Source organism: Nocardioides pinisoli, assembly GCF_024199985.1.
In the GTDB taxonomy this organism is placed as follows: Bacteria; Actinomycetota; Actinomycetes; order Propionibacteriales; family Nocardioidaceae; genus Nocardioides; species Nocardioides pinisoli.
In genome coordinates this window covers 379,001-397,912 of record NZ_JANARS010000001.1, presented here as the reverse complement: position 1 = coordinate 397,912, position 18,912 = coordinate 379,001, and the positions used below count along the sequence as shown (strand labels likewise).

Here is an 18,912-nt window from a genome sequence, read left to right as displayed (position 1 = left end):
CGCGCACCAGACCGGTGAGCGGGCACTTCCTCGCGCACCAAGCGCCCGGGGTCAGCGTCGCCCAGCGCGACCAAGTGCCCGGTCAGCGCCCCCCAGCGCGAGGAAGTGCCCGGTCAGCGCCCCCCAGCGCGACCAAGTGCCCGGTCAGCGCCCCCCAGCGCGAGGAAGTGCCCGGTCAGCGCCGGCGGCCGAAGAGCCCCCGCTTGTGGTCGCCGTCGACGGCGGCCGGGACCGACCGGTCGTCGGACACGTCGGCGGACGCGCTGCCCCTGGCGAGCGACTTGCGCAGCCGCTTCTCCGACTTGTCGGGGTCCATCGGCGGCCGGGCGCCGAGGACGAACCGCTCGACCACGCGGTCGGCGACCGGGACCCAGCCGACCGACGTGGCCGGGTAGGTCTTCACGCCGAAAGACTCCTCGAGCAGCACGTCGCGGTCGTCGCCGGGTCCGGCCAGGCGGTCGACCCGGGCCACCGCCGCCGTCCGCTCGAGACGCGCGACCGCGCCCGAGTCGTACGCCAGCAGGCGGGCGCCGTGGTGGGTGCGCTCGAGGTCGTCGAGGAGGGCGGCCGGCGCGGCCGGCAGCGGGGCGAGCGACACCTCCGGCAGGGTCAGGGCGAACTCGGCGTCGGAGGAGGTCGGCGCCTCCTCGACCAGCCGCACCCGGGGCTCGTGGACGAACGACCGGTGCACCAGGCGGGTCTCCAGCACCGGGTCCTCGACCGGCTGGACGCGGTCGTCGTGGACGCTCGACCACGGCCCGACGACGGTGACCAGCAGGTCGGGGACGTCGCCGTCGAGCAGCGAGTCGACGAGGTGGATCGTCTGGTCCGCGGGACCGGCCTCGAGGACGACCTCGAGGTAGGGCACCTGGTAGGTGCGGCCGCGACGGTTGCGCTTGGGCCGCATCGTCGGCACCAGGTCGGCGAGATAGGGGTCGTTGAAGCGGTTGACCTGCTCGGCGCGGCGCAGCACCTGCGAGCGGCCCAGGTGCCAGCTGCGCGCCTCGCGGTCGACGACGAAGACACCGCCGGCCTGGGCGAGCGAGTGGCCGAGGTGCATGTCCTCGCCGAGCCGCAGGGTGCGGTCGAAGCCGTCGGAGTCGAGGTAGAGCGCCTTCGTCACCGACCCGGTCATGCCGATGTGGTAGCGCTGGGCCCGCGGCCCGGCGGAGCGGAGGTCGTCGGTCTTGGCCCAGTAGTCCTCGACCCACTGGTGCGGCTCGTGGTCCTGCCCGGGGAACAGGTCGCCCGCCTCGCCGGCGGCCACCCGGTCGCGCACGACGTCGGGGTCGAGCTCGAGCAGCGAGGTCGGGTCGACGAAGAGCTTGTGGCCGCCCGGGACGGCGTAGTCCACGAGGTGGTGCCAGCGCGCGTGGGCCTCGACCTCCTCGCGGTAGGCGAGCATGTCGGCGTCGTACCAGTGCAGGACGTCGCCGTCGGCCGCCAGCGCGCCGAGGTGGCAGGCGTTGGCGCGGCCCCAGCCCTCCTCGACGCGGATCAGCCGGGTGTTGTCGGGGCGGACCTCCGGCAGCTCCTGCGGCGGCGTGCTCTGGTCGTCGACGACGAGCACCTCGAGCAGGTGCGCGGGGTAGGACTGGGCGGCGAGCGCGGCGAGGACGTAGGGCAGCGTGTGCTGGTAGTTGAACGTCGGCACGACGACGCTGACCGACAGCGTCGGCTCCCAGTCACCGAGCGTCGCGGGCGTGAGCGACCCCCAGTCGTTGTGCCGCACCACCGGCTGCCGTGCCATGTCCTAGCTCCCCCCGTCAGGCCGGTCGAGCGGGTCGACCTCCAACGCCAGGCTGGGCTGGAAGCCCGGCCACTCCGAGGCAACGATGTCAGGTCGGCGGAACTCCTCGTCGTTGCGCTGCCACGTGTGTCCTGCGCCGGTGCGGCGCAGGACGTAGCCGAGGCCGTGCGTGCGGTAGATCCGGCCGCCGGCCGCCTCGACCCCGGACAGCAGCTGGGCGTCGACGAACTTGCGCACGCGGCGGAAGTCGCCGAGCGAGCGCAGCAGCCCGCGGTCGAGCAGGAGCGTGCCACCGGCGACGAAGCGGGCGAAGAGCTCCGAGGGGTGCCGGCGCCGCACGGTGAGCGCCTCGCGCTCTGCGTTGGCGTGGAGGTAGACGAACTCCGAGGGCATCCCGACCACGTCGGCGCCGGAGAACCGGCGCGCCATGAGCAGGTCGTGGACGGCGTCGGGGGCGTACCAGTCGTCGTCGTCGACCTTGAGCAGCACGTCGCTCGACGCGGCCCGCGCCGCGGCGGTGAGGACGTCGCCGAAGAACGCCGAGCCGTCGAAGGTGAGCACCTGGTGCGGTCGGTCGCCGAGCGCACGTCGTACGGCGTCGCGGTCGGGCTCGAAGCCGTGCGCGGCCAGCACCAGCTCGACCTCCGCGCCCCGCTGCCGCGCGACCTGCCGCAGCGCGAAGTCGAGCATGTCGGGCCGCTTGGTCGACAGCAGCGCGCTGACCGGTGGCAGCCCGACGTGGCGCACGCCGGCGCGCGAGGCCAGCGCCGAGCGCCATGCCAGCGTGGAGTGGTGGTCGAAGGCGGCCCGGCGCACGGCGAGGCTGTGCTCCTCGCGCCGCAGCGCGTCGTCGAGGTCCACCTCGGCGTCGAGCGCGGCCGCGAGCGGCGGCGCGACGTCGAGCACGCCCTGGGTGACGAGCGGCACCCCGGAGATCGCCAGGGCCAGCAGGTCGGCGGTGGGGGTGTCGGCGGGCACCCGGACGCCCTGGAAGGCGCGGGCGGCCTCGACCACGCCCTCGGTGACCGGGCCGGGGCCCGACCGGTCGACCAGCCGGGACAGGTCGACGACGGGGTGGTCCCAGTCCTTGCGGAAGCCGATCGGGTTGAAGACGCGCTCGTCGACCGGCTCGGGGCCGGGGTCGGTGACGACGGTGGGCGCGCGGTCGATGACGTGGTGCACCGCGACGTCGCCGCCGCGGCGCGCGACGACGACGTCGGGCGGCACGTCGCGGTCGGCGTCGCCGGCACCGGCGGCGTCGCGCAGCAGCACCGAGCGGGCGTCGATGCCGGGTGCGGCCGGACGGTCCGCGTAGGACACGACGAGGCCGCCGTGGGTGGTGTCACCGGGGCCGGCGGCCTGGCGCGCCATCTCCATCACGACGAGCTGGGCCCGGGCGCCGGAGGCGAAGCGGGCGACGGTCAGGACGCCGCGGTCGCCGGCCTCGCGCGCGGCGAGGTGCACCAGCCGCGGCCACTCCGGGCGCGGCACCAGCACCCACGGGGTGGGCGCGTCGGTGAGCCAGCAGGCGACGGCCTTGCACTGCCCGAGGAGCGGTACGGCGCTGGCCATCCGCCGCAGCCGCGCCCGGTCGGCGGCCACGACCAGCACCGAGCCCCAGCCCTTGCGCGGGCCGTCGAGGGTGGACAGCGGCACGACGGTGGGCTCGATGCCGGGCAGGTCCTCGATGCCGTGCAGCGCCTCGAGCGCCAGGCTGTCGGAGTCGTCGACCAGCACCAGCGTGGGCCCGGGGAGCCGGAGGTCGTGGAGGGGGTGCGTCACGGTCGTACGCGCTCCTTCGGCGCTCGGTTCTTCAGGGAGGCGGGGAGCGAGTGCTGCACGAGCGGCCGGGGCTGGCGCCACAGCCAGTCGCGGCTGACGTGGTCGATGATGTGGACGCCCGCGGGCGCGGTCACCTTCACCAGCCCGCCGAGGGCCTCGGGGTCGCCGTTGCGGATCGCCTCGTCGACCTCGAACTCCCGCAGCTTGCGGTAGAGCCGGGTGTTGGTGAAGTCGACGCCGTCGCGCCGCCAGTGGGCGTACTCGTCCGCGTCGAGCCACTTCACCTCGAGCACCAGCCCCTGCTGGAGCACGATCCGCTCGACGCCGGGCGGGAACTCGCGCAGCTCCCAGTCGAAGGCCTTGACGAAGGTGAACTCCGGGCCCATCGGGTAGACCCACGGCTCGAGGAAGCGCAGCGACAGGTCGAGCCACCCGGTCGACTCGTCGACCACCGTCAGCGGGTGGCGCGGCATCGCGACGATGGCGCGGGTCGCCTGCAGCTGCCACGCGAGGTCGCGCAGGATGCCGGCCCCCTCGGGGGTGAGCACCATGTCGCCGTCCCACTTCATCGAGTAGGTCGTGCGGACGTGGGAGAAGCACCAGTTGTAGAAGTGCGTCAGCGAGTGGACGCTCGTCGCTGGTGTCGCCAGGTGCTCGCCACCGGCCCGCGCCACCTGGTGGGGGTAGTCGAGGACGGTGAGGCGGTCGGCAGCGTCGCACTGCTCGGCCACGTCGCGGGCGACGTCGGCGGTGCCGTCGTCGGAGCCGTTGTCGACGACCAGGACGTGGTCGACGGCCGAGAAGACGGGCGGCAGCACCCACGGCAGGTTGCGCGCCTCGTTGCGGACCCGGAAGACGCACGTCAGGCCGGGGACCAGCGCCTCGCCGGACGTCCAGGGCCACGTGACGTCGTAGGCCGGGTCCCCCTCGAGGGAGGCGATGTCGGGCATCAGGCCCGATCCTGCTGGGGCTGATCCTGCTGGGGCGAGCGCTCCCGGCCGATCGCCTTGCGCAGCTTCCGGCGGGCGCCGGGCGGCACCATCGCCCGTACGGCGTGGGGCACGCGGTCGGCGCCGCTGCGGGCGGGCTGCCCGGCCTCGCGACGCGCCTCCGCGGCCGCGGCGCGCCGCTGGGCGACGACGGTCGAGTGGGCGAACGCCTCCGCCTCGGCGTACTGCTCGGCGTAGGCGGCGCGGAGCTGGTCGCAGCGCTCCTGCTGGGCGGGCGAGTCGTCGCGGGCGATCGCGTCGAGCGCCTGCCACGTCTCGTCGGCGAGCTCGCGCAGTCGGTCGGGCACGCCGATGTCGTCCCAGGTCATCGTGACCCGCCGCAGCGACGGGTCGATGAAGCGGTGCACCTCGGCGATGTCGACGGCCATCGCGGTCTTGACCGCCGCGAGGTCGAAGGCCTCCCCGAGCGCGAAGACCGGCCGCGTCCAGTCGTCGAGCAGGTCGCCGTAGTGCACGAACGCCCGCTGCTGGCCGCGCGTGGCCCGCTCGGTGTGGAGCATCATGTTGACCCACGCGGCGGTGCGGGTCACCGCGCCCTGGTCGGAGCCGGCGCCCATCCGGCCGTAGTAGGTCTGCTTGGAGCCGACCACCTCGGTGACCGGCCGCAGCATCGTGACGTACGACGGCGTGGCGCCGCAGCGGTCGGCCGCGGCCCGCCACAGCCCGAGGAACCAGGCCGCGCGGGGGTCCTTGACGACGAGCTCGTCGCCGACGGCGAGCTGCTCCTCGAGCCAGTCGGTCACCCGGGCGCGGGTGGCGTGGTCACCGCTGGTGGTGCCGGTGTCGAGCCACGCACGCGGGCGGGCGTCGGAGACCTGCACGTTGCTGCGGGCGAGGAGCTCGGTGTGGAGGTCGACGACCCAGCGCGGCTCGCCGAACCCCTTGGGGTTGCTGGCGTCGGCGACCACCTCTGGCTGGGGGACGTGCAGGCCGAGCGTGCGCAGGGTGCCGGCCATCGTGCTCGTGCCGCTGCGGCCCGAGCCGACGACGAACACGACGCGGCGGCTGGTGGGCTCGGTCATGCTCGGAGCCTATCGGGGCCGCCCGGCCGCTCCGCCCGCCACCTGACGCGGAACCAGCCGGCGATCAGCACGAGGAGGGCGACCATCCCGAGGGCCCACCCGAGCGTCGATCCCCACGCCCGCTCCGACGTCGTACGCCACTCGCCGCCCTGCTCGTAGACGGTGATCTCGTCGCCCTTCTCGACGTCGCCGAGGGAGCGCAGCTCGTAGAGGGCGGAGGCCTGCTCGCCGTCGGGCAGCTCGAAGACGACCGACGTGAACTCCGTCGACCTCTGGCCGGCCCGGCTGGTGCCGAGCTCCTCGAAGCCGACGACCGTCGCCTGCTGCGTCTCGACGCCCGACGGTGGCTGGCGGCTGTCCCAGGAGTCGAAGAGCCGCCATCCGACCACCACGACCATCACGAGCAGCAGCACGAGCGAGATCCACGTCATCCCGTGGCTGCTCGACGAGCCGCCCGAGAAGCCCCCACCCGCGCCGGATGACCCGGGACGGTCCGGGACCGGCCGGTCGGGGACGGGTCGGTCGTCAGCCATGCGGGCAGTCAACCACCCACCCGGTGCTGCCGGGCTACAGGTGCTGGGGCTGGGCCTTGATCAGGTCGGCGTACCAGTGGAACGACTTCTTGCGGGTCCGCTGGAGCGTCTCGTAGTCGACGTGCACGAGCCCGAAGCGCTGGGTGTAGCCCTCGGCCCACTCGAAGTTGTCCATCAGCGACCAGCAGTAGTAGCCGCGGACGTCGACGCCGCGCTGGACGGCCTCGGAGACGGCGTTGACGTGGGCGCGGAGGTAGTCGATGCGGGCCTGGTCGTCCACGACGCCGTTCTCGTCCGGGCCGACGTTGTAGCTGCAGCCGGACTCGGTGATGACGATCGGCGGGAGGGCGGCGCGGAAGCGGGCGCGGAACATGACGAGCCACTCGCGCAGTGCGTCGGGCACGATCGGCCAGCCGAAGTCGGTGGTCGGGTAGCCGACGACCTCGCGCAGGTCGAAGGGGATGGCGGAGTCCTCGTCGGCGGCGGCGACCTTCATCGGCTGGTAGTAGTTCACGCCGTAGAAGTCGAGCGGCTGCCGGATGGTGGCCAGGTCGCCCTCGGCCATCACGCCCTCGAAGAGCGGCATGAGGTCGACGGGGTAGCGGCCGAGGAGCATCGGCTCGAGGAACGAGCCGTTCCACAGCGCGTCGAAGATCTTGCTCATCCCGACGTCGGCGTCGTCGTCGCTCGCCGGCCAGATGGGCGCGTGGTTGTTGGCGCAGCCGATCGACGTCGCCCCGGCCCGGCGCAGCTCGATGGCCGCGCGGCCGTGGGCCAGGAGCAGGTGGTGGGCGGCAGGCAGGCAGTCGAAGAGCAGCGCCTTGCCCGGTGCGTGCGTGCCGAGCCCGTAGCCCAGGATCGAGGCGACGTTGGGCTCGTTGACCGGGATCCAGTGCGCCACGCGGTCGGCGAACCGCTCCCCCACGATCGCGGCGTAGTCGGCGAACCGCTCGACCGTGTCGCGGTTGAGCCAGCCACCGTCGTCCTCCAGGGCCTCAGGGAGGTCCCAGTGGTAGAGCGTGACCATCGGCTCCTGGCCGTTGGCGAGCAGCGTGTCGATGAGCCGGTCGTAGAACGCCAGGCCCTTCTCGTTGGCCGGTCCGCGACCGGTCGGCTGGATGCGGGGCCACGCGATCGAGAAGCGGTAGCCCCCCGTGCCGAGCTCCTTCATCAGCGCGACGTCCTCGTCGACCCGGTGGTAGTGGTCGCAGGCGACCTCGCCGCTGCTGGCGTCGGCGATGTGCCCGGGCTCGGCGGTGAAGGTGTCCCAGATGCTCGGGCCGCGGCCGTCCTCGGCCACCGCCCCCTCGATCTGGTAGCTCGCCGTGCTGGTGCCGAAGCGGAAGCCGGGAGGGAGCAGGGGGAAGTCGTGCGGGGCAGCTGCATGCGGGGGTGGCACATCCGCGAAGATATCGGGATGGGCATGGCCGTGTACGCCGGTTCAGACAGGTCGTCGGAGACTGTCAAGGGGCGCTTGACCAGGCATTCCTTCTCCTTCGGGCCCCACTACGACCCCGCCAACCTCGGTTTCGGACCGCTCGTGTGCCACAACGACGACCTGCTCGAGCCGCCGGCCGGGGAGGTCGCCGGCTACCCGGAGCACCCGCACACCGAGCTCGAGATCGTCACGTGGGTGCTCGAGGGCGCGCTCGTGCACACCGACGCCGCCGGCGGCCGCCACGTCGTGGAGGCCGGCCGCGCCCAGGTCCTCTCCGCCGGCACGGGTGTGCGGCACAGCGAGGTCGCCGACGCGTCGTCGGGGCGCTGCCGCTTCATCCAGGCCTGGCTCACCCCGTCCGTGGCGGGCACCGCCCCGTCGTACGTCCTGGGCGAGGCGCCGCCGACGTCGTCCGGGCTGGTGGACGTGGCCGGCGGCGACGGCCTGCCCATCGGCACGAGCGGGGCGCGGCTCCTGGTGGCCCGGCTCTCCCCCGGCGAGTCGGTGGTCCTGCCCGACGGCCCGCGCCAGCACGTCTTCGCCGCCACCGGGGCCGTCTCGCTCGAGGGTCTCGACCTGCGCGCCGGGGACGCCGTGCGCCTCACCGACGAGCCCGGGCGCCGGGTCACGGCCACCGGACCGACCGAGCTCCTGGTCTGGTCCTTCGCCTGACCGGGCCCCGACCAGCCGTCAGGGGATGAGCACGCCGGGGTTGAGGATCCCCGCCGGGTCGAGCTCGGCCTTGACCGCGCGGAGCACCCGCACCCCGACGTCGCCGATCTCCTGGGCCAGCCACGGCGCGTGGTCGGTGCCGATCGCGTGGTGGTGGGTGATCGTCGCGCCCGCGGCGACGATGGCGTCGCTGGCCGCGGCCTTGGCCGCCTGCCACTGGGCGATGGCGTCGTCGGCCTGCCGGGCGGCGACGGTGAAGTAGAGCGAGCACCCGGTCTCGTAGACGTGCGACACGTGGCAGAGCACCAGCGATCCCTCGCCGAGCGTCGAGGTGAGCGCGGCCTTCACGTCGGCGTACAACCGCTCCCGGTCGGACCAGAACGTCGCCGTCTCGAGCGTCTCGACGAGCACGCCGTGGTCGAGGAGCGCGTCGCGCAGGTGGGGGCCGTCGAAGCGCCCGTGCGCCCACCTCTCGCCGGGCTCGGTGCCGAGGGGCGTGCCGCCGAGGTCGGCCAGGACGGCACCCACGGCGGCGCGCCGGGCGTCGACGAAGGACGCGGTGCCCTCGTAGCCGGTGATCATCAGGCAGCCGGGGTCGTCGGCGCCGCCGATCGACGAGGGGTCGGCGAGGTTGATCGCCGTCTCGGACTCGTCCGACAGCCGCAGCACGGTCGGCAGCAGCCCGGCCTGCGCCAGGGTGCGCATCGCGTCGGTACCGGCGCCGAAGGACGGCCACCGCCAGCCCTCGTACGACGTCACGTCGGGGGCGCGACGGACCCGCACCGTGACGGAGGTGATCACGCCGAAGGCGCCCTCGGAGCCGAGCAGCAGCTGGCGCAGGTCGGGCCCGGCGGCGCTGGCCGGTGCGGAGCCGAGGCGCAGCGTGCCGGTCGGCGTGGCCGCGGTGAGGCCGACCACCATCGCGTCGAAGCGGCCGTAGCCGGCGCTGGACTGCCCGCTCGAGCGCGTGGCCGCGAAGCCACCGATCGACGCGTGCCGGAAGGACTGCGGGTAGTGGCCGAGCGTCAGTCCGTGCTCGGCGAGCAGCGCCTCGGCCTCGGGCCCGCGCAGGCCCGGTTCGAGGGTCGCGGTCATCGAGACCGCGTCGACGGCGAGCAGCCGTCGCATCCGCACCAGGTCGAGGCTGACGAGGCCGGCGAAGCCGTCGCGGCGCGCGGCCAGCCCGCCGGTGACCGACGTGCCGCCGCCGAACGGCACGACCGCCACCCGGTGCTCCACCGCCCACGCCAGCACCGCCGCGACCTCCTCGTGCCCGTCGGGCCGGACGACGGCGTCCGGGGCGTCGTCGAGGTCGCCGGCGCGGGCGCGCAGCAGGTCGGGCGTGGACTTGCCCCGGGTGCGCAGGGTCCGCGTCGCGTCGTCGGTGAGGACGTGGTCGGCGCCGACGACCGCGCGGAGACCGTCGAGCAGGACGTCGTCCAGCCGCGAGGGCGGCGGCGTCGCACCCTCGACCGGCGGGCGGTCCTGCAGGCCGAAGACGATCTCGACGAGGCCGAGCGCCGAGTCGGGCAGGGCCGGACGAGGGGCCTCGGACGGGGTCCCCCAGCGCTGCGGGTGCATCTCGACGGGGGTCGGCTCGATCGGCATGCGTTACAGTGTGACACATGTCGTCACTTCGTCACACCGAGCCGTCGACGGGCGACCCGCGGCTGGACGGCTACCTCGACGCCGCCCGCGACTGCATCCTCGACGTCGGCTGGCGGCGTACGACGCTCACCGAGGTCGCGAGGCGGGCCGGCGTCTCCCGGATGACGATCTACCGCGCCTGGCCCGACATGGGCTCCCTGCTGGGCGACCTGATGACCCGCGAGTGGGTCGGCATCGCATCCGCGACCCAGGTGGCTGCGGCCGACACGACGACGCCCGACGGCATCGCCGCCGCCGCGCTGGCGACGGTCCGCGCGCTGCGCGACAACGAGCTCTTCGTCCGCATCGTCGAGCTCGACCCCGACCTCATGCTGCCCTACCTCCTGCACCGCCGCGGGCGCTCGCAGGAGGCGCTGGTCGAGATCCTCGCCGCCGAGATCGAGTCGGGCCAGGCCGCCGGCACGATCCGGCCCGGCGACGCGGTCCTGATCGCGCGGTCGCTGACGCTGGCCGGTCACGGCTTCGTCTTCTCGGCCCTGACGATGACCGACGCGAAGGTCGACCTGGCCGACCTCGACGGGGAGTACGCCCGCCTGATCACCCGGACCCTGGAGCCCTGATGGGCCCCGGGCGCCGCATCACGCCCGGCCTGGGCGGGGTCCCCGACGAGGTCGACGTCGTGGTCGTCGGCCTCGGCATCACCGGCGCCGGTGTCGCGCTCGATGCCGCCACCCGGGGCCTGTCCGTCCTCGCCGTCGACGCCCACGACCTCGCCTTCGGCACGTCGCGCTGGTCGTCCAAGCTCGTGCACGGCGGCCTGCGCTACCTCGCGCAGGGCCGGCTCGCCATCGCCCACGAGAGCGCGATCGAGCGCGGCATCCTGATGGGCGTCACCGCACCGCACCTCGTCCACCCCCTGCCGATGCTGACGCCGGTCGACGACGCGATGTCGCCTGGCCGGACCGCCCTCACGTGGGGCGGGCTCCAGGCCGGCGACGTGCTCCGTCGCAGCGCGCACACCAGAGCGCGGACGCTCCCGCGCCCCCGCCGGCTCAACGCCACCGAGACCCTCGCCCTCGCCCCCGCGCTGCGCGCCGACACCCTTCGCGGTGGGCTGCTCGCCTGGGACGGGCAGCTCGAGGACGACGCCCGCCTCGTGGTCACCGTGGCGCGCACCGCGGCGTCCCACGGCGCCCACGTGCGCACGCGGGCCCGCGTCACCTCGGCTACCGGCACGTCCGTCACGCTGCGCGACGAGCTCACCGGGGCGTCGTACGACGTCCGCGCGCGGGCGGTCGTCAACGCCACCGGCGTCTGGGCCGGCGACCTCGACGCCCAGGTGCGCCTGCGGCCGAGCCGCGGCACCCACCTCGTCCTGCGCGGGTCGGCGCTGCCGCACACGCGGGTGGCGGTGATGGTGCCGATCCCGGGCACGAGCGCACGCTTCGCGATGGTCCTCCCCCAGCCCGACGGGGCGATCTACGTCGGCCTCACCGACGAGCCGGTGACCGGCCCGGTGCCCGACGTGCCGCAGCCGAGCGACGACGAGATCGACTTCCTGCTCGGGGTCGTGGCCTCGGCCTTCGCGGCGGCACCGACGAGGGCCGACGTCGTGGGCGCCTTCGCCGGCCTGCGGCCGCTGCTCGAGGTGGCGGGCACCGACGCCACCGCCGACCTGTCGCGCCGGCACGCCGTCCTCACCTCGCCGACCGGCATGACGACCGTCGTCGGCGGCAAGCTCACCACCTACCGCCGGATGGCGCAGGACACCCTCGACAGCATCGTCGGCGACGGGCGGCTCGAGGCCGGTCCGTGCCGCACCGCGTCGCTCCCCCTGCTCGGCGCGGCCCCACCCGACGTGCTGCGCCGCTGGAGCGCGCCCGCCCGGCTCGTACGACGCTTCGGCACCGACGCCGACCTCGTGCTCGCCACCGCCCGCGAGGTCACCGGCCTCGCCGACGACGAGCTGCTCGCCCCGGTGTCCGACGACGTCCCCGTGACGCTGGCCGAGCTGGTCTTCGCGGTCACCCACGAGGGCGCGCACGACGTCGACGACCTGCTCGACCGGCGTACCCGGGTGGGCCTCGTCGCCGCGGACCGCGCAGCCGCCGAACCCCTCGCCCGGCGGGCGCTGGCCCTCGCCTCGCAACCATCCGCGCGGCGGTAGCGTCTCCCTGTCGTGCGCAACGGTGCGCCGACCTGATCGGGGGATCCCATGCTTCGTCGTCTCGGGGGCTGTGCCGTCGCGCTCGCCCTGGTCCTGCCTGCCCAGGCACTCACAGCGCAGGCCGCGCCCGCTGCGGACCAGCGCGCGGCCGCCACCACCAAGACGCGGGTGGTGAAGCTGGGCCACGAGCCCGTCCGCGCCACGACCGCGCACAAGGTGCGGCTGACCTTCACCGGCCGCAAGGGCCAGCTGGTCAACCTCGCCCGCGTCGACGCGACCGAGCAGTGCGGCGGCCGCGTCCTGCGCAGCGGCGGGAAGACCGTGAAGCCATGGGCGCAGGGCTACTGGCGGCTGCCCCGCACCGGCGCGTACACCGCGATCAACAAGCCCTGCCGCACGCAGGAGAAGACCAAGGTCCGGCTCCAGGTGCGCAAGGTCGTGCGGCAGGACCGGGCCTTGCCCGGCGAGCGGTCACGCGCGGGACGGAGCACGAAGGTCACCCACCTGGTCCCGTTCCGCGTCCTGGCCCACCAGGTCGCCCACGTCACCGCAGGGACCTTCGACCTCATCCGGCCCGACCGGAGCATCGCTCGCGGCCTCGGTGGTGAGGACACGTCCTACCTCGTGAGCGACCAGCCCGGTCCGATGCGGTACGACCGACCGAGCCCCGTCGGGCGCTACTTCGCCGAGGTCGCGCCGGGAACAGAAGCACGTCTCTCCATCACCCAGCTGCAGCCCGTCGCCGTCGACGGGCCTGCCGTCACCGTCACCCGGGGCGCGGCGGACAACGTGTCGGCCACGCTCGTCTTCACGGGCGAGGCCGGCCAGTGGATCTACCCCGAGCTGACCAGCGGCACCAGCGATCCCACCGAGACGCGGTGGTGGACCGCGCAGACGCTCGACGTCCTCGGCGAGTTCCCGGCCAGGGTCGGTGGCGTGTGCCCCGGCGGCGACCAGACCTCGTTCTGCCCGATCATCCAGCTCCCCGCGAGCGGGACCTACGTCATGAACGTGCTCAACGCTCCGGGCTACGGCACCGCGGTCCAGGTGCGCGTCCGGAGCGCCGCCCTCGCCGCTCCCGCCGCCGTCGACGGCGGGACCGTCACCTACACCGTGCCCACGCCCGGCCAGTGGGTCGTCGGCGAGCTCCCCGAGCTCCCGCGCCAGGAGTCGGGTGGCTCGGGCGCCACCGTCACCCTGAGCAACGCCACTGGCCCGCTCGGCGACTGGCGGGTCAGGACGGTGAGCGGCTACGGCCCGTGCAACCCCTCGGTCGACATGGTCAGGTGCTTCGGCATCCACGAGCCGCCCAACGCCTTCACGATGAGCCCGTCGGCGCTCACGTCACCGGCGCCCTGGGACGCCTTCGCGAACCCGGCTGTCGCCGTCCTGGCGGTCCCGCCCGGCGCCACCGGCAGCCTCGACCTGACGGTCACGTCGGCGGCCGAGCAGCTCTGAGCCACCGCACGTGATGCAGCCGACAGCAAAAACAGTCGGCACTTCCCTCGATCCACGGACAGGACGTGGACCGGGTGCGAAGGTTCTCCACGGCGCGCCCCTTGCCGACCCCATGCGGCAAGGGGCGGCCTCCCATTTCAGGCCGTCCTGAAGGCTTTCGCCGTCACTCGACGGTGACCGACTTGGCCAGGTTGCGCGGCTTGTCGATGTCGTGGCCGAGGTGCTGGGCGGCGTGGTAGGCCAGCAGCTGGAGCGGGACGTTGAGCAGGATCGGGTCGAGCTCCGGCTCGTTGCGCGGTACGACGATGCGGCGGGCGCTGACCTCGCCGAGGTCGACGTCCTCGTGGGTGATGACCACGAGCGGGCCCTTGCGTGCCTCGATCTCGTGGAGCGCACCGACGTTGCGCTCGGCCAGCTCGTCGTGCGGCACGAGCGCGACGGTCGGAACCTCGGGGTCGATGAGCGCCAGCGGGCCGTGCTTGAGCTCGGAGGTCTGGTAGGCCTCGGCGTGCCGGTAGCTGATCTCCTTGAACTTCTGCGCGCCCTCGCGGGCCACCGGGAAGCCCCGCACGCGACCGATGAAGAACAGGCTGCGCGCCTCGGCCAGGTCCTTGGCCACCTCGACCAGGTCGGCCTCACCGGCGAGGACCTCCTCGATCTGCCCGGGCAGCCGCTCCAGCCCGGCGACGAGGCGCTTGCCGTCGGCGATGGACAGGTCGCGCACGCGGCCGAGCTGCAGGGCGAGCAGCGCGAAGGCGAGGAACATGTTGGTCAGCGCCTTGGTGCTGGCCACGGCGACCTCAGGCCCGGCGTGCAGGTAGATCCCGCCGTCGCACTCGCGGGCGATCGCCGACCCGACGACGTTGACCAGGCCGACGCAGCGCCCGCCCTTGCGGCGTACCTCCTGGACAGCCAGCAGGGTGTCGATGGTCTCGCCGGACTGGCTCACCGCGACGTAGAGGGTGTCGGGCTCGATCACCGGGTTGCGGTAGCGGAACTCGCTCGCCGCCTCGGCGTCGGCCGGGATCCGCGCCAGCTCCTCGATCAGCGCGGCGCCCATCTGCCCGACGTAGTAGGCCGAGCCGCAGCCCAGGATCTTCACCCGCCGCACCGCGCGCAGGTCGCGGGCGTCCATGTCGAGGCCGCCGAGGTGGGCGGTGCCGAAGCGCTCGTCGAGCCGGCCCCGCAGCACGGCCTGCGCGGTGGTCGGCTGCTCGAGGATCTCCTTGCGCATGAACGACTCGTGCTCGCCGGCCTCGTAGGAGGCAGCGTCGACGTCGAGCTGCGCGGCGGTCTTGCCGGTGGCGACGAGGTCGCGGTGGCGCATCGTGCTGAACCCGGCGGCGGTGACGGTGGCCATCTCGCCGTCGTCGAGGACCGCGACGGTCGTGGTGTGGCGGACGATCGCGGCCAGGTCGGAGGCGACGTACATCTCCTTGTCCCCCACGCCCACGACGAGCGGGCTGCCGTTGCGGGCGACGACGATGCGGTCGGGGAAGTCGGCGTGGAGCACGGCGAGGCCGTAGGTCCCGACGACCGCGCCGAGGGCGTCGCGGACCTTGCCCTCGAGCGTGTCGGCGTCGCTGCGCGCGACGAGGTGGGCGAGCACCTCGGTGTCGGTGTCGCTGGCGAGCGTGACGCCCGCGTCGGCCAGCTCGGCGCGCAGGGCGGCGGAGTTGTCGATGATCCCGTTGTGGACGACGGCGACGCGGCCCGCCTCGTCGGTGTGGGGGTGGGCATTGGCGTCGGTCGCGGGGCCGTGGGTGGCCCAGCGGGTGTGCCCGATGCCCGTGGCGCCCGCGAAGCGCTTGGGCAGCACGCCGGCGAGGTCGCGCACCCGGCCGGCCTGCTTCACCACCCGGACCCCCCGGTTGCCGAGGACGGCGACCCCCGCCGAGTCGTAGCCGCGGTGCTCGAGGCGGGTCAGCCCCTCGAGGACGACCGGGGCCGCCTCCTGACGACCGATGTAGCCGACGATTCCACACATGTTGGTTGGTTCCTTTCGATGACTTCTGAGACGGGGGGTCTCGGCACGGCGCGGTCCCGACCACAGTCGTGGGGTCCGCTACGCGCCCCTCACCCGTAGACGATGCGTCGCAGCTGCCGTTCCGAGAGCTCGGGGGCGGCCACGACGCGCTGGGCGAGCTCCTCGGCGATGCGCGCGAAGATCTCGGGGTTCTTGGCGCCGTACGTCTTGAGGCTCGCGTGGCGGGCCCGGACGTAGTCCTCCACCGGCTGGGCGTGGAAGGCGATCACGTCGTCGATCACCCGGGCAGCCTCCCCCGGCGACAACGACGTGGTCGCGACGACGTGGGCGACGAGGGCGGGGTCTGGCACCGGATGATGATGGGCCTCCCGCTCGCCTTCGGGCAACTTCCTGCCCGAAATCGGGCAAGAACGTCACAGTTCGTTTGCGATGGAGGTCTCGTGGCCCGCCACATGCATCCCAAGTGGGGCATCGACCCGGCAATAAGCCGTTCGAGCCGGGGTCCAGTGGGGGAAGTCCGCCGATCTTCAGCGATCCGATGGTGCGCGGGTGGGGACGTGCTACGCTAGGTGAACACAAGGTGAACGGGAGGTGTCACATGAGCAAGCAGTCGATGACCGGTGCGCCGGTCTGCACCTGGGTCGCCGTCACGGACGCGTCGGGTCGCACCCGCATGGAGGCACGCTGGACGACCGTCGAGGCGGTCGCCACCCAGGCCGCCTGACCCCAGGTCACCCACACGAGCCGCGCCCCCTCGGGGCGTGGCTCGTCGCCATTTCGCGCGCGAGCGACAACTCGTGGCCGCGGTCGGGAATGAACGCTGGGGGCGGTCCGTTAGGGTGGTTGAAAGTTCTACCAAAGCCACCAGCACCCCAGGAGATCCCCATGAGCAGCACGTTCGACACCCCCACCACCGCGATCGACGACACCACCGGCGACTACACCCTCGACGTCAGCCACAGCCGCCTGGGCTTCGTGGCCCGCCACGCGATGGTCACCAAGGTCCGCGGCCAGTTCGGCGCCTTCGAGGGCACCGCCCACATCGACGAGAAGGACCCCTCCGCGTCCAAGGTCGACCTCTCCATCCAGGTCGCCTCCGTCGACACCGGCAGCGCGGACCGCGACGGCCACCTCAAGTCCGGCGACTTCTTCGACGTCGAGACCTACCCGACCATGACCTTCAGCTCCACCGACGTGAAGCGCGACGGCAGCGACTGGACCATCACCGGCGACCTGACCATCAAGGACGTCACCAAGCCGGTCACCATCGAGTTCGAGCAGACCGGCTCGGCCCGTGACCCCTTCGGCAACCTGCGCGTCGGCTTCGAGGGCGAGACCACCATCAACCGCAAGGACTGGGGCCTCACCTGGAACGCCGCGCTCGAGACCGGCGGCGTCCTCGTCTCGGACAAGATCAAGCTCGAGTTCGACGTCTCGGCGATCCGCAACGCCTGACCCACGTCGAGCCGGCGCGTCCTGACGCGCCACCGCGATCGAGTCGGCGCATCCTCACGCAGCACGCGTGCAGGATGCGCCGACTCGTCGCATGTGCGGGGCGACCGGGCACTTCCTCGCGCTGGAATGCGCCGACCGGGCATCTCCTCGCGCTACAGCGCGAGGAGATGCCCGGTCAGTCGTGTCCAGCGCGAGGAAGTGCCCGGTCAGCGGGGGTTCTTGCCCTTGTAGCCGCCGCCGCTGCTGCGGTGGCCGCCACCGGGACGGCCGCGGAACGGACCGTTGTCGGGCTTGATCTCGATGAGCTTGCCGGAGATCCGGGTGCCCGATAGCCGGTCGAGGGTGCCGGGCGGCAGGTCCGCGGGCAGCTCGACGACCGAGAAGTCCGGCTTGATGGAGATGTAGCCGAAGTCGCCGCGCGACAGGCCGCCCTCGTTGGCCAGGGCGCCGACGATCTGGCGCGGCTCGACCTTGTGCCGCTTGCCGACCTCGATGCGGTACGCCGCCATCGGCGCGCCGCTGCGCGACTCCCGCGGTGCCCGGTCGGCCTTGCCGCCGTGGCTGGCGCGCTCCTCGAAGGAGCGCTGGCGCTGCTCGGGCTCCGGCTCGAGCAGCAGCGGCTGCTCACCGTGCATCACCGCGGCGAGGGCCGCGGCGACGTCGACCTCGGACACGTCGTGCTCGCTGACGTAGTGCGAGACGACGTCGCGGAAGAAGTCGATGCGCTCGGGCTGGGTGAGGGCCTGGGTGATCTGGTCGTCGAAGCGCGAGAGGCGCGTGGCGTTGACGTCGTCGACGGTCGGCAGCTGCATCTGGGTGAGCGGCTGGCGCGTCGCCTTCTCGATCGCGCGGAGCAGGTGGCGCTCGCGCGGGGTCACAAAGGCGATCGAGTCGCCGCTGCGGCCCGCGCGACCGGTGCGGCCGATGCGGTGGACGTAGGACTCGGTGTCGGTGGGGATGTCGTAATTGACGACGTGGCTGATCCGCTCGACGTCGAGGCCGCGCGCCGCGACGTCGGTGGCGACGAGGATGTCGAGCTTGCCCGCCTTGAGCTGGTTGACGGTCCGCTCGCGCTGCACCTGCGCGACGTCACCGTTGATCGCCATCGCCGAGTAGCCGCGAGCACGCAGCTTCTCGGCCAGCGTCTCGGTCTCGTTCTTGGTGCGGACGAAGACGATCATGCCCTCGAAGTTCTCCACCTCGAGGATGCGCGTGAGCGCGTCGACCTTCTGCGGGTAGGACACGATCAGGTAGCGCTGGGTGATCGTGGAGGAGGTCGTCGTCTTGTTCTTGACGGTGATCTCGACCGGGTCCGCGAGGTACTTCTTCGAGATGCGGCGGATCTGTGCGGGCATCGTCGCGGAGAACAGCGCGACGTGCTTGTCGTCGGGGGTGTCGGCCAGGATCGTCTCGACGTCCTCGGCGAAGCCCATCTTGAGCATCTCGTCGGCCTCGTCGAGGACCAGGAAGCGCAGCTCGGAGAGGTCGAGCGTGCCCTTGTCGAGGTGGTCCATTATCCGGCCCGGCGTGCCGACGACGACGTGCACGCCGCGGCGCAGCGCGGAGAGCTGGACGCCGTAGCCCTGGCCGCCGTAGATCGGCAGGACGCGGACGCCCTTCATGTGCGCGGCGTACTTCTCGAAGGCCTCCGAGACCTGCAGCGCGAGCTCGCGGGTCGGGGCCAGCACGAGGGCCTGCGGGGTCTTCTGGCTCATGTCGAGCTGGGAGAGGATCGGCAGCGCGAAGGCGGCGGTCTTGCCGGTGCCGGTCTGCGCGAGGCCGACCACGTGGCGGCCCTCGAGCAGCGGGGGGATGGTCAGCGCCTGGATCTGCGAGGGGGTCTCGTAGCCCACGTCGGCCAGCGCCTTGAGGACCTCGGGCGCGAGGCCGAGGTCGGAGAAGGTCTGGTCCGGTGCTACAAGTCGGTCATCACTCACACCCTCAAAGGTAGGGCCTCACGGGGGAATCGGGGATTCCGCGAGGGTCGAAAACCCCGCGACAGGCCCGGACGTGAGGCAGCACACTCCCGT

Annotated in this window: 16 protein-coding genes; 6 read left to right on the top strand and 10 right to left on the bottom strand. The window is 73.1% G+C overall.

Going from position 1 to position 18,912, the window contains the following annotated elements:
- Positions 1-175: 175 nt before the first annotated feature.
- Genes NCI01_RS01930 through NCI01_RS01905 form a run of 6 tightly spaced genes read right to left on the bottom strand, consistent with a single transcriptional unit; the run spans position 176 to position 7,496 of the window.
- A complete protein-coding gene (locus tag NCI01_RS01930; RefSeq protein ID WP_254179777.1) occupies positions 176-1,750 on the bottom strand; it encodes a glycosyltransferase family 2 protein in 1,575 nt (524 codons plus the stop codon).
- Positions 1,751-1,753: 3 nt separating this feature from the next.
- Positions 1,754-3,532 (bottom strand): hypothetical protein, encoded by a 1,779-nt coding sequence (locus NCI01_RS01925; RefSeq protein ID WP_254179776.1) that lies wholly within the window; start codon positions 3,530-3,532, stop codon positions 1,754-1,756.
- The gene (locus NCI01_RS01920; protein ID WP_254179775.1) at positions 3,529-4,482 is read right to left on the bottom strand and encodes a glycosyltransferase family protein; all 954 of its coding nucleotides are present in this window, start codon (positions 4,480-4,482) and stop codon (positions 3,529-3,531) included. The genes NCI01_RS01925 and NCI01_RS01920 overlap by 4 nt, the downstream gene beginning before the upstream one ends.
- Entirely contained in the window at positions 4,482-5,564 is a 1,083-nt protein-coding gene (locus NCI01_RS01915; protein WP_254179774.1) for a sulfotransferase family protein, read from the bottom strand. The genes NCI01_RS01920 and NCI01_RS01915 overlap by 1 nt, the downstream gene beginning before the upstream one ends.
- Positions 5,561-6,097, bottom strand: coding sequence for a hypothetical protein (locus NCI01_RS01910; RefSeq protein ID WP_254179773.1), 537 nt, complete (start codon positions 6,095-6,097; stop codon positions 5,561-5,563). Before NCI01_RS01910 ends, NCI01_RS01915 begins: the two co-directional genes overlap by 4 nt.
- Before the next feature lie 34 nt (positions 6,098-6,131).
- Positions 6,132-7,496: a GH1 family beta-glucosidase gene (locus tag NCI01_RS01905; RefSeq protein WP_254179772.1), complete on the bottom strand. Its 1,365-nt coding sequence runs from the start codon at positions 7,494-7,496 to the stop codon at positions 6,132-6,134.
- 75 nt (positions 7,497-7,571) lie between these two features.
- On the opposite strand from NCI01_RS01905, the gene NCI01_RS01900 reads away from it, so the two are divergent.
- Entirely contained in the window at positions 7,572-8,207 is a 636-nt protein-coding gene (locus tag NCI01_RS01900; RefSeq protein WP_254179771.1) for a pirin family protein, read from the top strand.
- An 18-nt stretch (positions 8,208-8,225) separates the two neighbouring features.
- Here NCI01_RS01900 and NCI01_RS01895 read toward each other — a convergent pair whose 3' ends face one another.
- Positions 8,226-9,815 (bottom strand): FAD-binding oxidoreductase, encoded by a 1,590-nt coding sequence (locus tag NCI01_RS01895; RefSeq protein WP_254179770.1) that lies wholly within the window; start codon positions 9,813-9,815, stop codon positions 8,226-8,228.
- 17 nt (positions 9,816-9,832) lie between these two features.
- Between NCI01_RS01895 and NCI01_RS01890 the strand changes: the two genes are divergently transcribed.
- The 3 genes from NCI01_RS01890 to NCI01_RS01880 are packed head-to-tail and all read left to right on the top strand — an operon-like array spanning position 9,833 to position 13,440.
- On the top strand, positions 9,833-10,435 hold the full coding sequence (locus NCI01_RS01890; protein ID WP_254179769.1) for a TetR/AcrR family transcriptional regulator: 603 nt from the start codon (positions 9,833-9,835) through the stop codon (positions 10,433-10,435).
- On the top strand, positions 10,435-11,982 hold the full coding sequence (locus tag NCI01_RS01885; protein ID WP_254179768.1) for a glycerol-3-phosphate dehydrogenase/oxidase: 1,548 nt from the start codon (positions 10,435-10,437) through the stop codon (positions 11,980-11,982). Before NCI01_RS01890 ends, NCI01_RS01885 begins: the two co-directional genes overlap by 1 nt.
- Before the next feature lie 48 nt (positions 11,983-12,030).
- Complete coding sequence (locus NCI01_RS01880; protein WP_254179767.1) at positions 12,031-13,440, top strand: hypothetical protein; 1,410 nt, start codon at positions 12,031-12,033, stop codon at positions 13,438-13,440.
- Positions 13,441-13,603: 163 nt separating this feature from the next.
- Here the strand turns inward: NCI01_RS01880 and glmS are convergent, their stop codons facing one another.
- Together glmS and NCI01_RS01870 are read right to left on the bottom strand one after the other, a co-directional pair.
- Positions 13,604-15,427: a glutamine--fructose-6-phosphate transaminase (isomerizing) gene (gene glmS / locus NCI01_RS01875; RefSeq protein ID WP_254179766.1), complete on the bottom strand. Its 1,824-nt coding sequence runs from the start codon at positions 15,425-15,427 to the stop codon at positions 13,604-13,606.
- A gap of 89 nt (positions 15,428-15,516) precedes the next feature.
- Positions 15,517-15,777, bottom strand: a complete 261-nt coding sequence (locus NCI01_RS01870; protein WP_254179765.1) for a hypothetical protein — start codon at positions 15,775-15,777, stop codon at positions 15,517-15,519.
- A 248-nt stretch (positions 15,778-16,025) separates the two neighbouring features.
- On the opposite strand from NCI01_RS01870, the gene NCI01_RS21940 reads away from it, so the two are divergent.
- Positions 16,026-16,151: a hypothetical protein gene (locus tag NCI01_RS21940; protein WP_302181428.1), complete on the top strand. Its 126-nt coding sequence runs from the start codon at positions 16,026-16,028 to the stop codon at positions 16,149-16,151.
- 161 nt (positions 16,152-16,312) lie between these two features.
- Positions 16,313-16,882: a YceI family protein gene (locus tag NCI01_RS01865; protein WP_254179764.1), complete on the top strand. Its 570-nt coding sequence runs from the start codon at positions 16,313-16,315 to the stop codon at positions 16,880-16,882.
- Positions 16,883-17,088: 206 nt separating this feature from the next.
- Here the strand turns inward: NCI01_RS01865 and NCI01_RS01860 are convergent, their stop codons facing one another.
- A complete protein-coding gene (locus NCI01_RS01860) occupies positions 17,089-18,819 on the bottom strand; it encodes a DEAD/DEAH box helicase (protein ID WP_254179763.1) in 1,731 nt (576 codons plus the stop codon).
- Between the last annotated feature and the right edge of the window lie 93 nt (positions 18,820-18,912).

Bases quoted from the DNA above. Each gene is read 5' to 3' on its own strand.
- NCI01_RS01930 (WP_254179777.1), bottom strand. From the start codon at position 1,750: ATGGCACGGCAGCCGGTGGTGCGGCACAACGACTGGGGGTCGCTCACG.
- NCI01_RS01920 (WP_254179775.1), bottom strand. From the start codon at position 4,482: ATGCCCGACATCGCCTCCCTCGAGGGGGACCCGGCCTACGACGTCACG.
- NCI01_RS01915 (WP_254179774.1), bottom strand. From the start codon at position 5,564: ATGACCGAGCCCACCAGCCGCCGCGTCGTGTTCGTCGTCGGCTCGGGC.
- NCI01_RS01910 (WP_254179773.1), bottom strand. From the start codon at position 6,097: ATGGCTGACGACCGACCCGTCCCCGACCGGCCGGTCCCGGACCGTCCC.
- NCI01_RS01895 (WP_254179770.1), bottom strand. From the start codon at position 9,815: ATGCCGATCGAGCCGACCCCCGTCGAGATGCACCCGCAGCGCTGGGGG.
- NCI01_RS01890 (WP_254179769.1), top strand. From the start codon at position 9,833: ATGTCGTCACTTCGTCACACCGAGCCGTCGACGGGCGACCCGCGGCTG.
- NCI01_RS01885 (WP_254179768.1), top strand. From the start codon at position 10,435: ATGGGCCCCGGGCGCCGCATCACGCCCGGCCTGGGCGGGGTCCCCGAC.
- NCI01_RS01880 (WP_254179767.1), top strand. From the start codon at position 12,031: ATGCTTCGTCGTCTCGGGGGCTGTGCCGTCGCGCTCGCCCTGGTCCTG.
- glmS (WP_254179766.1), bottom strand. From the start codon at position 15,427: ATGTGTGGAATCGTCGGCTACATCGGTCGTCAGGAGGCGGCCCCGGTC.
- NCI01_RS21940 (WP_302181428.1), top strand. From the start codon at position 16,026: ATGAGCAAGCAGTCGATGACCGGTGCGCCGGTCTGCACCTGGGTCGCC.
- NCI01_RS01865 (WP_254179764.1), top strand. From the start codon at position 16,313: ATGAGCAGCACGTTCGACACCCCCACCACCGCGATCGACGACACCACC.